General features: G+C 33.9%; 8 protein-coding genes, 1 tRNA gene and 2 pseudogenes. 3 read left to right on the forward strand and 8 right to left on the reverse strand.

The genetic code is table 11. The features are described 5' to 3' along the window. Window positions 1-235: 235 nt before the first annotated feature. A pseudogene (locus tag B9T25_RS14820) lies at window positions 236-413 on the forward strand (hypothetical protein); the annotation flags it as partial. A gap of 593 nt (window positions 414-1,006) precedes the next feature. On the opposite strand, the gene B9T25_RS02325 reads toward B9T25_RS14820, so the two are convergent. Further along, the gene (locus B9T25_RS02325) at window positions 1,007-2,887 is read right to left on the reverse strand and encodes a potassium transporter Kup (RefSeq protein ID WP_086186861.1); all 1,881 of its coding nucleotides are present in this window, start codon (window positions 2,885-2,887) and stop codon (window positions 1,007-1,009) included. Between the two features lie 123 nt (window positions 2,888-3,010). On the opposite strand from B9T25_RS02325, the gene B9T25_RS02330 reads away from it, so the two are divergent. Next, window positions 3,011-3,100 (forward strand) — tRNA-Ser (locus tag B9T25_RS02330). A 183-nt stretch (window positions 3,101-3,283) separates the two neighbouring features. Beyond that, complete coding sequence (locus B9T25_RS02335; protein WP_086187030.1) at window positions 3,284-4,480, forward strand: tyrosine-type recombinase/integrase; 1,197 nt, start codon at window positions 3,284-3,286, stop codon at window positions 4,478-4,480. Window positions 4,481-4,746: 266 nt separating this feature from the next. On the opposite strand, the gene B9T25_RS02340 is transcribed toward B9T25_RS02335, so the two are convergent. From B9T25_RS02340 to B9T25_RS02370, 7 genes and pseudogenes are all read right to left on the reverse strand, one after another. Next, window positions 4,747-6,432, reverse strand: coding sequence for a hypothetical protein (locus B9T25_RS02340; protein WP_086186862.1), 1,686 nt, complete (start codon window positions 6,430-6,432; stop codon window positions 4,747-4,749). 50 nt (window positions 6,433-6,482) lie between these two features. Further along, on the reverse strand, window positions 6,483-7,562 hold the full coding sequence (locus tag B9T25_RS02345) for a dsDNA nuclease domain-containing protein (protein WP_086186863.1): 1,080 nt from the start codon (window positions 7,560-7,562) through the stop codon (window positions 6,483-6,485). Window positions 7,563-7,768: 206 nt separating this feature from the next. Then, a pseudogene (locus B9T25_RS14630) lies at window positions 7,769-7,900 on the reverse strand (cell filamentation protein Fic); the annotation flags it as partial. A 7-nt stretch (window positions 7,901-7,907) separates the two neighbouring features. Next, complete coding sequence (locus B9T25_RS02355; RefSeq protein ID WP_086186865.1) at window positions 7,908-9,407, reverse strand: DUF6035 family protein; 1,500 nt, start codon at window positions 9,405-9,407, stop codon at window positions 7,908-7,910. Between the two features lie 25 nt (window positions 9,408-9,432). After that, window positions 9,433-10,974 carry a hypothetical protein gene (locus tag B9T25_RS02360; RefSeq protein ID WP_086186866.1) on the reverse strand — a complete coding sequence of 514 codons (1,542 nt, stop codon included), beginning with the start codon at window positions 10,972-10,974 and terminating at the stop codon, window positions 9,433-9,435. Beyond that, complete coding sequence (locus B9T25_RS02365; protein WP_086186867.1) at window positions 10,971-12,416, reverse strand: restriction endonuclease subunit S; 1,446 nt, start codon at window positions 12,414-12,416, stop codon at window positions 10,971-10,973. Before B9T25_RS02365 ends, B9T25_RS02360 begins: the two co-directional genes overlap by 4 nt. Further along, the gene (locus B9T25_RS02370; RefSeq protein WP_086186868.1) at window positions 12,409-14,613 is read right to left on the reverse strand and encodes a restriction endonuclease subunit M; all 2,205 of its coding nucleotides are present in this window, start codon (window positions 14,611-14,613) and stop codon (window positions 12,409-12,411) included. Before B9T25_RS02370 ends, B9T25_RS02365 begins: the two co-directional genes overlap by 8 nt. Between the last annotated feature and the right edge of the window lie 149 nt (window positions 14,614-14,762).

The following is a 14,762-nucleotide window of genomic DNA, read 5'->3' on the forward strand; positions in this document are numbered from 1 at the left end:
TTCACGAGCTTAACAAGCAAGTAAATTGAAGTATATGTAACTGAATTTGTTTGCTTAACAATTAAGCAGAATATGATTAACAAAAGCACAATCACTGTAACAATATGTCTAATTTTCTAAAGCTTTTATAGAGACTCTTAATGGCTTTAAGTGTGTTTGATTGAAAAAGCGATCAAAATTATGACAAGGTAAAAACAAGCAAGATTTCAGAATGATTATTTCTACGGAGTATTTTATGCATGCTAAGCTTTTAGGTTTAAGCCTCATTACAGGCTTGATGAGTGCAACAGCATTTGCAGAACCTGCGATTCAACCAGGTGATTCTTTAGAAAGTTTATCTAAAGTGAAAGTGACCACGACTGTCAATGGTCAAGCAGGTTCAATTCAAGACCTAGTTGCCAGTGGTCAAATCCGTATTATTGATGCTAGCCAAGCCATTTCTGAGCCTACACAAGCTGGGGCTGAGACAAACGTACAAAATCATTCAGCCTCAGATTCAACCACACATATGGATACACCTGCTGTAGAACAAACCAACACTCCTGCTATTGAGCAAACTGCTCAAGTTACATCTGAAGAACCAATACAGCCAAATGCTGAATTAGCTATACAACAAGCAGAACAAGTCTTAAATCAAGAAGTGGCGGTACAACCCTCTACAAATAATAACAATGACAGTATTGCTGCTGCACCAATGGTTTCCTCTTCTGCTGATACTCCAGTCAATGCAGCAGATAGTGCTCAAATAGATGTCACCCATGAAGCGGTTAATGCGGCTGAAACAATGACGACGAATGAAGTCGCTGCAACACCAGAAGCCACTCAACCAACTGATGCTGTACAAGCTGCACCAGAAGCGGATCTTACAGATACGCCACTCAATGCATCTCCTGAAGCACCCATTGCGGAAACAACAGAGAACTGATCACGCTTTGTTGGGTTTTATCCTCCAATAAAAAAACCAAGGCATTCACCTTGGTTTTTTTATGTGTAATTCAATACATGACTAAATTTCGATTTGACTGCCCAGTTCTACCACGCGATTCGGCGGGATTTGATAAAAATCACTGACTGGACTGGTATTTCGTTGCATTGAAATAAATAGTTTTTCACGCCATGGAGATAACCCATCTCCAACCGTGTGAATTAATCGATCACGAGAAATAAAGAAGCTGATTTGCATCATGTCAAACTCAAGCCCTAATTGTTCATAAGCTTGTTTAAGTGCTTGTGGAATATTAGGCTGATCTTTAAAACCATAATACATCGAGATTCGATAGAAACGCTCATCCAATTTTTCAACTTGAATACGTTCCTCTGGTGCTACATAAGGAATATCGCGGGTAATTACAGTTACCATCATATTTAATTCATGTAACACTTTATTGTGCTTAATATTATGCAACATCGCATGCGGCACAATATTGGGTGTCCCCGTCAAAAATACTGCTGCACCGGGAACAAATTGTGTTTCAGCACTCATACCAATACTTTTGATAAACAGATCAATTGGCAAAGCATCCTTTTCTAAACGCGCCAAGACAATTTCTCGTCCCATTTTCCACGTCATTAAAATGGTATAGACCGCTGCACCAATTAAAATTGGCACCCATCCGCCCGAAATAATCTTTAAAGAGGTCGAAGCAACAAAAATCAAATCAATGAATAAGAATGGGATAGCAAAGAGTAAAACTTTCCATACAGGCCAACGCCAAAAACCATAAGCAAGGAACGAAATTAAAATCGTACCGCAGAGCATGGTCATGGTCACGGCAACCCCATAAGCACTGGCTAAGTTGGCACTATTTTCAAACAATAAAATCAGGATGACCACTGAAATAAACAGTACCCAATTGATGAATGGTAAATAGATTTGACCTTGTTCAACATCCGAAGTGTGGTGCACAGTTAAACGTGGTAAATAGCGCAGTTGAATGGCTTGATTGGTCATTGAAAACACACCGGTAATTACCGCTTGGGATGCAATGACTGCGGCAGCTGTCGCCAAGCCAATCATTGGATATAGCCCCCAGTCAGGAACCAGCATATAAAATGGATTCGAAATCGCCTCGGGGGTACGCAGTAATAATGCCCCCTGTCCCGCATAGTTAAACAGCAGACACGGTAAAACAATAATGAACCAAGCCAGACGAATAGGTAAACGACCAAAATGCCCCATATCGGCATATAAAGCTTCACCACCGGTCATGGTAAGGATGACAGCACCCATCGTCAGAAAAGCAACATAGGGTTGATGAACAATAAAATTAAAGGCCCAATGTGGACTGACCATCGTCAATACAAATGGAGTTTGAATAATACTCCACACCCCCACTGCACCAATGGAAAGAAACCAAGTCATGGTTAATGGACCAAAAAATTTGCCCATAGTGGCTGTACCGTGCCGCTGTACTAAAAATAATCCTGCCAAAATACCAATCGCCAAAGGCACGAGCCATTGATTAAACATAGGCGTCGCGATACTTAAGCCTTCAATTGCGGATAAAATAGAAATTGCCGGCGTAATAATACCATCACCAAAGAACAGGGATGCGCCAATAAAGCCTAATGCAATCAGATAAATCTTCTTGTTCTCAGCGATTCGAGTGGTTCGCAGATTCAATGCCAGCAAAGACATAATCCCGCCTTCGCCATTATTATCTGCACGCATGATAATGGTGACGTATTTAAAACTAATGGTCAGCATCATGCACCAAAAAATCAGCGACAGAATTCCAAGAACTGTCGCCTCAGTAATCGCGAGATGTGCGGTGAGGAAACATTGCCGTAGGGCATACAGTGGACTGGTTCCAATGTCTCCAAATACAACACCTAATGCAGCTAAGGTGATTGCAGGCAGTGCCGCTTTTTTTGCAGGACTTTGCATATACGCGTCTTCTAAATGTAGACATAATTTTTCCGAATAATATCACTGAGAAAAATTTTTTGCTCTAAATCAATTGTTTCACCTTGGCAGATTTCATTTTTTTCGTTATTATCGCGGCCGAATGGTGAGGTGTCCGAGTGGCTTAAGGAGCACGCCTGGAAAGTGTGTATACGTTTGCGCGTATCGAGGGTTCGAATCCCTCTCTCACCGCCATTCTCTATTCTTATAATATCTAATACCATCTTAAAAGGCTTAAATCTAAAGGGTTTAGGCTTTTTTTATGTCTAATGCAATCTACTTTATCTATTGCAATCTCGATATAGTTGGGGGTATAACTGGGGGTATAATAAATTACCCCAAAAATTATACCCCCAAATTTCTACGGGAATCGCTAAGATGCTTACAGATGCTTTTGTCAGAAGAATCAAACCTTCAGAAAAGAAAACTAAATATCCTGATGAAAAAAGCATGTATTTGGAGGTTACGCCTTCAGGTGGTATGCATTGGCGCATGAAGTTTCGTTTCAATAGTAAAGAAAATATTTTTAGTATTGGCACATATCCAGATACCTCTCTTGCTCAAGCGAGAAGGATTCGAGATGAAGCACGATTAAAATTAAAAGATGGGATTAATCCCAATGAAGCCAAAAAACAAAAGAAACAGCAAGCAGATGAAAATACTCTTTTTAAAGCGCTAGCTATGGAGTGGATGAACGACCGTAAAACTACCATCAAAGAAGTAACTTATTTACGTGACCTTTCAGTATTTGAAAAAGACTTATTCCCTACTCTAGGTAACATGCCCATTGATCAAATCAAAGGTAAGGATGTACTTGCTTGTGCTAAGAAAATTGAAGCACGTGGTGCACAGGAAATGGCTAAACGCTCTATCCCTTTAGCGGGACGTATTTTCCGTTTTGCGATACGCAAAGGGCTGATTGAGAATGACCCCACACCTCACTTACAAGAGGCTTTAAAACCGCGTAAAGTGAAGCATATGGCTCGCTTAGATATTTCTGAGTTTCCCCCCTTCCTTGAGCGTATGGATCGTTACCACGGCAATCCAATGATTAAGACCGCCATTCAGTTAATGACATTAACTTTTGTACGAACTGCTGAGCTAAGAATGATGGAGTGGAATGAAATTGATTATGATAATCATTTATGGCGTATACCTGCGGAAAAAATGAAAATGGCACAGCCTCACCTTGTCCCATTATCCACACAGGCGCTCGAATTGCTGGAAGGACTTAAACCACTCACTGGCAATAAGCAATATGTTTTCTATAATCACAGCACAGCTAAGCCTATGAGTAGTAATGCTCTGCTCTGCGTAATACGTACAATGGGTTATAACGGTAAAATGACTGGACATGGTTTCCGAGGACTTGCATCTACAACGCTTCATGAACAAGGTTATATGCACGATGCAATTGAAATACAGTTAGCGCATCAAGTTGGTAATGCAGTATCTCAGGCCTATAACCATGCACAGCATTTAGAATACCGAATCAAGATGATGCAGGAATGGTCAGATTTTATTGATAGTTTGAGGGATAAAATTGTACCTTTTCCTAAGTATAAGAAAGCTTGAAGTGGAAAACTTTTATTAAATGAAGAATCACCAATTTCTTTATATTTATAATAGGCATTATACAAAACACGGGCTATCCGACATAGACACTAACATATTAAACAGCCCGCTCATAAAATCTCTTGGTGACTATTCTAAAAGCGGACATTTCTATTTGGGTTCTAACAAAACCAATTTTGAATAATAAATTTTATGTTAAGTAGATGGCCAAAATACTCGTAAATCAGACCTTTTAACAACAAATATCATATTAATTTTAAAAATATTTAATCTTTTATGTCTGCTAAATTAATTAGAGCTTCATGATTACTAATTAAATTACTAGAAATATCAAATTCATCTCCTGCCAATAAATTTTCCTCAATAAAAATTTCTTCAAATCTATCTCGAATTTCACTAATAGGTTGGGTTTTTACTGCCGCAACAATAAATTGAACATCTTCTGGAATTTTAGCAAAGGCGTTTAATATAAGGCTATAGTTGTAATCATTAATATCTTGTTGGCGAGGAGAGTCTATGACAAAAGGTGGAATAGATGACTCCGCATAAGTACACATTGCATGTAATAGTGTTAAACGAATAGCTAGCATGAGTTTAATGCCATTTGCTCCGCCACTGGTGTGATTAAGAATTTGTGTAAAAGTTTTCTTTTTCCCAATGGCTATTTCAAGATCTTTGCATAGCTTTTCAAAATAATCCACAAACTCACTTTCTAAACCTTTCTGATTTTTACTTTGAATTAGCTTCCTTTCACTCTCAAATTCTTTGATAAGCGTTTCATTTTCTTTAATTAGAACCTCATTGTTTAGGATACTCTGTTGAATAGTAGGGGTCATTTTTTTTTGTAATACAGAATAGTTTAAGTATTCTTGAACGTCATTATTCTCCAAAAGTCCTGTTATTTTTTCTTCTTCAAACTGAATAAGTCTGGATATTTTACTTAGGTCTTGTCCATTGCTATTTTTTTCTTTGGTTAAACTATCAATTCTTTTTAGTAAAAGATCAGAATCTTTTACAATTGAGAATTTATTAACAATATCGTTCTGATGAATTACGCCACAAGTTGGGCAAATAACTTCAAATGGGTCTACATTGCGAACGCTATATTCATAATCTTGCTCTAGCTCACCAATTGCAATATTAACTAGTTCAATTTCATTTTTTAGTGAGGATAGATTCGATGCTTTTTCTAAATATTCATTTCTGAGGCTCAATAAGTTTTTTTCATATTTATCTAGCTCAATAGATTTCTGGATGACTTTATCTGAGTATTTTTCAGTTTCAAAGCTTTTTAAATAATCAAAATAGTAGGTGTCCCTTTCAATTATTTTCTCTAATTCTTTCTTTTCTTGTGTAATTTCATTTTCTTTATTTTTCTTTTCATAATAATTTTGATTTAGAACCCCACAAATATATTTAATTAATTCTGTGCGATTATTTTTATTAAAAGCATTCATATTTGGGAAGCATAACCAAAAATTTGCCCAACCAGTCATTTGCTCGATATAGGTTGTAGCAAAGTAATAGCTCGGTGGTACTTGAGAAAGTTTACTTGCATTAGCATATTTTAATAAAACATTAAAATTTAAAATTCCATTCAGCTTTTTAATAAAATCACTGCTAATTTTTTTAGATTTTATTGGGTATTTATAAGCTTCATTTGTATCGTTAAAGATGATAGAAATATATTCCTTATTTCTATAAACATCGTAATTTTTCTCTGCTACTGAAAAAGAAACAATAGTTTCTAAGTCATCACACCAAGTTTCTTCAAATTTGACTTCACAACCAAGCCCCCAAAACAGACTATTAATAAGAGTCGACTTTCCTTTAGTGTTGTCTTCTGAATCAATTAAAGTTCTGGGATAAAGTTTTAGAACTTTCCCGCCGCGTTCGTTGAGAGATCTCAGGACGATTCTCTGAAATTGGAAATAACTCTTTGTAGTTTGCATGACGTAAATTCCTAATTAAAAGCTTAAAATTTATTTGAGGATTTTTACTTTTAAAATTGCTCATAAATCATCCTGAAAACTTCGTATACAGCAACAGATTTTAAGTTATTGTATTCTTTTAAAAAAATAAGTTCATTCACTTTTTTATCAAGTAAATTTACAGATTTCCAGTATGTTGTTTCATCTTCTATATCTAGAGGTAATACTATATCATCTAGAAATTGATCTAATTCAGTTTGTACCACAGCAGGTTTAATACACATTTTAAATAAATAATATTCGCGTATTTTTCTTAATATTCTTGCGGTTTTAATGGTACTTTCACCATTCTCTTTAAGCTGAGATTCAATCAAATTTTTAAGTTCAGTTTCTATATTTTGATCTGTATTTTTTAAAATATTTTCAGAAATTGTTTTACTATCTAACCCTCTACGTTTAACGCAGTCTTCCCAGTATTCATAACGCTGTTTATGCTCAGATTTCGGCCTAAGATCATCTGCTAAAACACGATATATACTTATAGGGCGCATCCCAACATCTCCATAAGTATGTGCAATAAAATCTTGAATTTTATATCTTATTTGATAATCTGATTTATCTAGATTTAATGCTGTTTTTCGAAAAACAATGATGTCTTCATATTTAGAATTTATTGTAAAATTCAGCTCATTGAACATAGCATCTTTCAGAATTTTCTTATCATCTTCATGCAGTTCACTAAACCTACAGTCTTTGTCTATCTCTTGAATATTATGGCTAAAGTTAATATCTTCCAAGCAAAGTAAACACAACTTATCCACTTGATTTTCAAAAATTTTATCTTTTATTCCTAAAATCATTTTTCCTAAAGTAGAATTAGAGCCTTTTACTGTCGTAAGGCTTCTTGGAGTGTATGATTTATATGTTGTTTTAATTTGAAAAAGCTCAAACCTAGTAGATGGATTAAACGCACAACTATTGGCAAATAAAACATCTTCATGGAATTCGACAAAAACCACAAATTCTTCATTTTGGCTTAATTTATCTAAAGCGTGGTAAATTGCCCAATCAATTTGATATTCAAATCTTAATAAAGTATCTAATCCTTTATTTTCGCGCTCTTTATCATCTAGTATATTTAAGTTTTTCATATCTTTTGAATTAATATAAATATTTAATTATACTATAGCTTACAAATAGAACAAACTTAAAATAGATTAACATCAGATCTTCTTACCCAGTTTAAATATTGTTATAAGCAGCGATACCTTTTAATTACTGCTAAAAAATCAACAGATAGATTTATTTGAAGAGATTTTGAGTTAGTAGGATATACGTTTTTATAAGCTGTACCCTTACGATTGGTTTTTCTAAGCTTTAAGCTATCTTGAATTTGTTTAAAAATTGTCAAATGCCCTATCTTCTCACTAGTGTGTGAAATCAAATGAATAATTTTGATATGATGGTTATAAGGCGGTTGGTATTTCATAATAGACCTACTTTGGTAAATTTATTTTTGAATGAAGTTCACAGCTTTCACCCCAAGCAATTAAGCGTCCTTTAAACTCAGGAACTAAAAACTCAATAAACTGATTTAAATCATGTTTATAAATTTTAAACTCTTCTGGCTGTTGGATATATTTTTTATAACGTTCTTTCCATTTACCCGAACTATCCCTCTCATTTAATAAATTGGGTTTATCTGTTACCTTTAAAGTAAGCATGAAATGCTTAATGTACGCTGGATGATGTCCCATTAAGTTATGGGCTACACTCACCATATCGTTAATATGATTACCTACAACATAACCAAATTTTGCACTTAAAATTGAGTTGACTACTGTTTTATAGGGTGGGTGCAAAGTATATTTAGGTGTACTAATTCCGATTAAATCAAGCTCATTACGAATTGAAAACCACTGAATGTTGAATTGGCTATCGGTGAGATAATGAGTTTTTGCCCATAATTCAGTGAATTCGACCAATAATTCAGATTTAGTCTTTGATGGAGCTTTTGTTTCAACATCTGCCTGTTCCAGTGATTCGAGATACCTTTTAACTTTTAGCTTATCATTTTGATTTCTACTTTCCTGTAGAAAGTTCCGTTGTAACCCTAATTTTTGTTTTAGTTCACGATAAGAGGCTTCGTAATCGAAGTAATAAATTTGTTTTGTAGAATCATTACAGACCAAATTTTGGAACTTAACCAACTCTTTATGCCATTTATTAATAATCTGATTTTTCTCAATTTCAGGCTTCAAATAATGGCACTCTAAAATAAAGGCCTTCTCTTTAATTGACACAGCAATTGTAAGATCATTCACTACAAATGCATTTGCATTATTGTTATAGTAAATATCTTGCATTGATTGTTTCTTCGCTTTTTCCGTTGGCTCAAAATGATTAAAAATCCATAGTAAGCAGGCATTGTTATCTTGATAAAAAATCTTTCGATCGATAATAACATTCAAAAAAGTTGTAGAAAGTTGCCCTTCAAAAACGATTAACTGATTTTGGTATTGAGCAGATACATCTGGTCTACGCCATTGTTTTAGATCAATACTTTTACGAACTTGCTCAATATGAATATCACTAAAAGCTTCATCTACTTGCAGGCTTTTATATATATTTTCTTTCAGCAGTTTATGTTGTTGAGTTTCTTTAGCAATTTGATATTTTAGAGCTGTTTTTTCTTGTTCTGATAGCTGCTTAATATACTTTACAGGACATTTAAAGTTTGGATTATTTTCTAACTCAGGAATATGTTTAAAAAAGAATGTTGCAGAGGTATTTATCTGCATGTGGTCTGTTCGCCTGGCAAGGGTCACAGGTGATTGGCACCAAGCACAAGTAAAATGAGGCTTAGTTTTATCCCGTTTATATCGCTCTCTAATTTGACTACGCCATTGAGAAAGTTCCATTTCGGACTGTTGAAAGAATACATCCACATCAATCCACATATTTTGATCTGTATCAACAATATGAATTAACTTCATGTATTCTTCCCCCTCTGTTAACAAATTAAACTAACTGATAGTAAACTTTCAAAGCCTCGACCAATTCTGTTTTTAATCGAAGGGTATCTGTAAATCTAATTTGTTTAATATCGGTTAGATTAAAGCCAACTCGATTTGCATCAAATGGTGAACTATCACTTTTAACCAAAATAAAATTCTTTTGATCCAAACCTTTGCCTCGATTAAGCCCCATCAAATAACCAATTTCATGGTAAACATTACCATTTTGATGGCTAATATCAGCTATTAATAAACCACTATCTTCGATAAGTTCTAAAATTTCGTCATTAATATTGTGGGAATAGCCTTGATTAAATTGATCAATCCTAATTTCACGGAGCTGAATTTCCTGCTCGAACTCGAAATTGATCGTCCGTACTGCTTCTTTAATAGCATCATAATGTGGAGCTGTATCAGAAGAAAACTGCATTGAAATAAAAATTTGTTTACTCTTTACTTCTTTTATTTTTCTATAAATTCTTATGAGGGATGATGAATGTACTTGATCTAGTTCAAATATATGATTTCGCTTCAACCAATTGATAAAAATTTGCAATTTCATTTGTGAAAGTTGAATAAACACACAAGCCACAACAATATCGACCGATATATCAGTCAGATTTTCATTTCCTAAAATCTTGTTTACTTCTCTTAAAGATTGCTTGATTTTGAGTATTTCATCATTTGACTCTGTAATCACTTTTTCCGTAAGTGCTATATCAATAATCTTTTTCGAAAAAGTTAGCGGACAATTTATAAAATCATTTCCTAAATTTGGATACACATCCGCTAAATTTTGGATTGATGCAATACCTAACTCACGAACGGCATAAGTTGCCCAATCAAATTTTTCTTTTAATTCTTCATTATCAAAGCCTTCAATACCATCTTGAGAAATAATAGCCTTAAGATTTTGCTCTAAAGTTAAAGGTATAGCTTTACCGTTGATATTATTGAAAATCACACGTTCAGCTTTCTTATTTTCTCTTTGGATCGTTATACCATCTTGCTCATGAATAACAGAGCTCAAGACTATACAAAAAGGTGCATTTTTATCTGATACCGCTGTATTATCAAGATGCTCAACTGCGGAAAGACGATGATTTCCATCAATACGTTTAAATGGTTTTAATCCACCTCCAATTAAAGCATCATTTATAGTTAACTCAACTAATTGAACTTCACTGTTATTTCGAATATCAGCTACATTTTTAAATGGAACTGCTTTAACTTTTAATTCAATTCCATCAACATTAGATTTAAAAGATTTAGATTTCTGCAATGGATCCAATAGTTTTTGAAATGGTGGAATATCTCCATTTCCTGTAAAACGCTGTTGTACATCTAAACTTAAGATAATTTCAGAGAAAAATAAATATTCCTCATTTTGAAGATAGTGCTCTAGTTCTTGTTCACGTTCTTGAATATATGCTCGTTGATAACTTACATCTGGCTCAGACAATCGAGCAAGCTCACCCAATGGGGCAAAACCACGAATACACAGCTGACCACCCAATGAATATTCTAAAATCCCCCGAATAATCACACTACTTCTCCAAGAATCATTTGTTCAATTTCTTGCTTTGCATGTTCAAGAACTTGATTCGCTTCATCCTCTAGATTTTTAGCCTCGTCACGTATCTGTTTAATATGTGAAATTATTTCTTCTTGAACATTTAATGGAGGTACAATAATATCTTGACTAAAATACTCAGACATAATTAAGTTTCGAATACCATTAGTTTGGCTTTGCATACTTTCCGTAAGTTTTATTTTGTGCATTAGATTTAAATAATAGAATAAATATTCAGGAGTAATTTCATTTGATACAACAGTAAATTTATGTACAAAATTTGAATGAATAAGTGGTGAATATTTACATGCATGTCTATCTATAATAGCAATACGCCCTACTGGTTGATTTTCACTCCCACCAGATTTTTCTACAATCAAATCATTAAGTATCAACTCAGATTTTTCAAATATTCTTTTATCAATCAACCTTTGCTTAACCTTTCCATTTACAAATCTTAAATTACCTTTGTTATCAAATTCTGTAGCACGTATCACTGTACAACAAACAAATTTTTTATTATCAAAATCACTTGCAACATCAGCTCCCCAGTTTCCTCCAAAACCTTTAGAAACCAGTAGTTTTAATGGTTTCTTTATAAAAGCAGACTCAATTATACTTTTCTTTAAATTTTGTACATCAACTTTATAAGCATTTGGATCTAAACGCCTGCCGATTATATTTGTAAAATTAATTTTAAAAATTCTATCTCTAATTTTTTCTTTCTTATTAGACAAATGAATACCTAGTTTATCTAATAAGTAAGCATCAATAGATGTTAATTTTTCTCTAGCGCACTCTCTTTTTATTTTTTCTAAATTTTGAGAAATATTCCAAACATTAATAATTTTGCGTTGTACATCTTTAACAGGAACAACAATAGGTATAGAAGATAACTGCTGATAATTAATATTTTTTTGAGCTGCTTGTGGTGCCAAATCTTCAATATATTGACGAATTAGAGAAATATAGATATTGATATATTCTAATTCCAGCAAATCATTTTTTGAAGTTAAACCAATTAAACTATCTGGAAAACATGCTGGATAGTTCAGGATAGCTGTATAGCCAATATTTGCAGCAATAGTCAAAACAACAACTGGCTCAGAAAATAAACGACTGGTTTTCAAACCTTTATCATTTAAAGTCTGAGAGTAGGAAATATCTGAACCGAATTTAGCACGAACAACATCCCCTGTTTGAATAAATGGATATTTTCCATCATAGAAACTCGGATCATTGCGAGGTCGATGACCAAAACGCCCACGTTGCATATTTATAACTTCTTTGAGTTTATAAACGGGCAGAGATGTTTTATTAACTATATCTAAGTTACTATTTTTATAATAAAAAATAGGATCTAATCGTTTTTCAATTTCCGAATAATTCAATCGAAATGAAAGCTTATTAAGCATTCTCAATCTCCTGAATAAATTTAGCTAATTCAGTAGAAATAAGCTCTAACTCATTTAGTTGCGTTGGTTTACCCGTTGCGTCATAACCAATATCTTCAGCAATCGCCATAAAGATTGGATAATCTGGCAATTCATTCTGCTTGGTTTGTAAATACGAATCTTCTAGCTTTTCTTTTAACTCATTTATCTTTTCACGATATTCAGCATCAATCTCAGCTTTCCATGCTTTATATTCTTCGGTCTTTTTCAACTCCGTTAAGGTCATATCATCATACGGACTATCGAAACCTTCCATTTTTTTAATCACTAAAGCTTTGTCTTTATCCCATGCTTTTAATTGATTTTCATAAACATTTTTGGCCTTCAAGTTATTTTGAATATTCAATTTTCGTTGCTTTAAATCTTCTGTATGGTTTTCAGAGTATTTTTTCAAGAATAAAACTGAACTTTTAACCCCTGCACCTGTTGCAGAGAATGCGGTTTGAGGCATAGAGATTACCGCAACAATACGATACCAATCCTCTATTTGATCACGCACATATTGCAGACTACTATTGGTTAAAATCCCATCTGGAATAACAACAGCCAAATAACCACCTTCATTTAAGAAGTTATAAGCCTGCTCAATAAACAAAACTTCCGTACTTTGAGAGTCGCGGTTTTTAACACCAGCATTTTTTATATCTAACCAACCAGCCTCATTGTTACCTAAATTATAAGTTTTTAAATAAGCTTGCTCTGTCAGTTTTACAGCCGATCCAAATGGTGGATTGGTAATAATGAAATCAAATGTTCCGTATTTAAAACCTTTGTTATGTGTATTTTTCTGAATTGTTTGCTCATTTAGCAAACCATCTGATGAAATCACATTGGTATGCCCATCATCATGAATAATCATGTTCATTTTTGCTGTACGAGCAATTTGTTCGTTAATCTCTATTCCATAAAGATTTTTTTCTGCAAAATCATGCCAATATTCATGCCATGAACTATAGTCATCTTTATCTGTTTCAAATTCAGGATATTCTAAATCTGCTTGATGACGTACTTTATCTAAGGCATGCAATAAGAAACCACCACTACCACAAGAAGTATCTAACACTCGTGATGTATTTTTAATCGGTAAAACATCAACAATAAATTTAACAATTGGACGAGGTGTAAAGTATTGACCAAACTCACCACGGAAAAAACTTCCCATGAATGTCTCGAAAGCTCGTCCTTTACTATCAAGGTCAGTTTCGTTTAAATTGATTTCTTGTAGATAATTTACAATAGTACGAATACGTTCATTGGATAAACGAATATCATCTTTAAAGACCTCTTTATCGAAATCTTTACCCTTTTCATAAATATGTTTAATGCGATCAGCCAATGCCTGATTCGTCTTACGAATGGATTCCGCTTCATCTTTACCTTGAACAGTAATCACCTGAAATTTGTAAATTTCACCTTTCTTTCTTCTTTTTTTAGTTGCGCCTTCTAAATTGTAACGCTCATCCCAAATCTTGCAGAAAATTAATTTATCCAGTTCATCAAAAGCTTCAGATGGATTTAACTGACCGCCTGCCCAAAGCGCATCATGTGCTTGTTTAAAGCGACGAGTTAACTCATCTTCAGCAACTTTTTTAAGATCTTTAAATTCTTGCGTAATTTGTTTACCAGTCTTAGGATCTGTATATTCATGTTTACCACCACCTTTAACAAAGGTATAAGGAGCAACACTATCAGAACCAAAATGTGGTAGGTCAGTTAAAGCTTCACGTGTATTTTTTTCTTTGTTGAAGCGATAGATTTCACTAAGTAATGTTGAATATACCCAAATATACTTCACTGTACCTGAGAGTGCGTTTGCATAACTAAAGCATTGATTAATCGCTTGATTAAACTCTGCCTGAGTAACTTCTTGTTTTTTGGCTTCAATAATTATAATTGGTTTAGTGTGAGAAGAATCTTCAAAAACAATAATGTCAGCTTCACGCTTATCTGCCCCCATAGTCACAGGAACAAACTGTTTAATATTTTCAACAGGGTAACCAAACTCTAGTACTAGACGAATAAAAGCTTCTGCTTGGACTTTTTCTTCTGGATTATTAAAATTTCTAGATTTACCTTGCTTAACATAAGTAATCGTTGAGCCATCTACACTCACCTCAATTAGATTTGAATTTTCACCTTGTTTAATCCAATTGTCCATATTCATGTTTCTACTTGAAAATATTAAAAAATGATAGGTATTCTATCAAATATTCTAATAATCCCGTCAATAAATTGGCAACTTACACCCCCCACTAAAAAATGCTTTTTATACCAGCAATTTGTCACCCACCTTAAACTGAACTAAAT

It is taken from the genome of Acinetobacter sp. ANC 4470 (genome assembly GCF_002135335.1).
Classification (GTDB): domain Bacteria; phylum Pseudomonadota; class Gammaproteobacteria; order Pseudomonadales; family Moraxellaceae; genus Acinetobacter.

Coding starts and splice junctions, on each gene's coding strand:
- B9T25_RS02340 (WP_086186862.1), bottom strand. CDS start 6,432: ATGCAAACTACAAAGAGTTATTTCCAATTTCAGAGAATCGTCCTGAGA.
- B9T25_RS02335 (WP_086187030.1), top strand. CDS start 3,284: ATGCTTACAGATGCTTTTGTCAGAAGAATCAAACCTTCAGAAAAGAAA.
- B9T25_RS02355 (WP_086186865.1), bottom strand. CDS start 9,407: ATGAAGTTAATTCATATTGTTGATACAGATCAAAATATGTGGATTGAT.
- B9T25_RS02370 (WP_086186868.1), bottom strand. CDS start 14,613: ATGGACAATTGGATTAAACAAGGTGAAAATTCAAATCTAATTGAGGTG.
- B9T25_RS02345 (WP_086186863.1), bottom strand. CDS start 7,562: ATGAAAAACTTAAATATACTAGATGATAAAGAGCGCGAAAATAAAGGA.
- B9T25_RS02325 (WP_086186861.1), bottom strand. CDS start 2,887: ATGCAAAGTCCTGCAAAAAAAGCGGCACTGCCTGCAATCACCTTAGCT.
- B9T25_RS02365 (WP_086186867.1), bottom strand. CDS start 12,416: ATGCTTAATAAGCTTTCATTTCGATTGAATTATTCGGAAATTGAAAAA.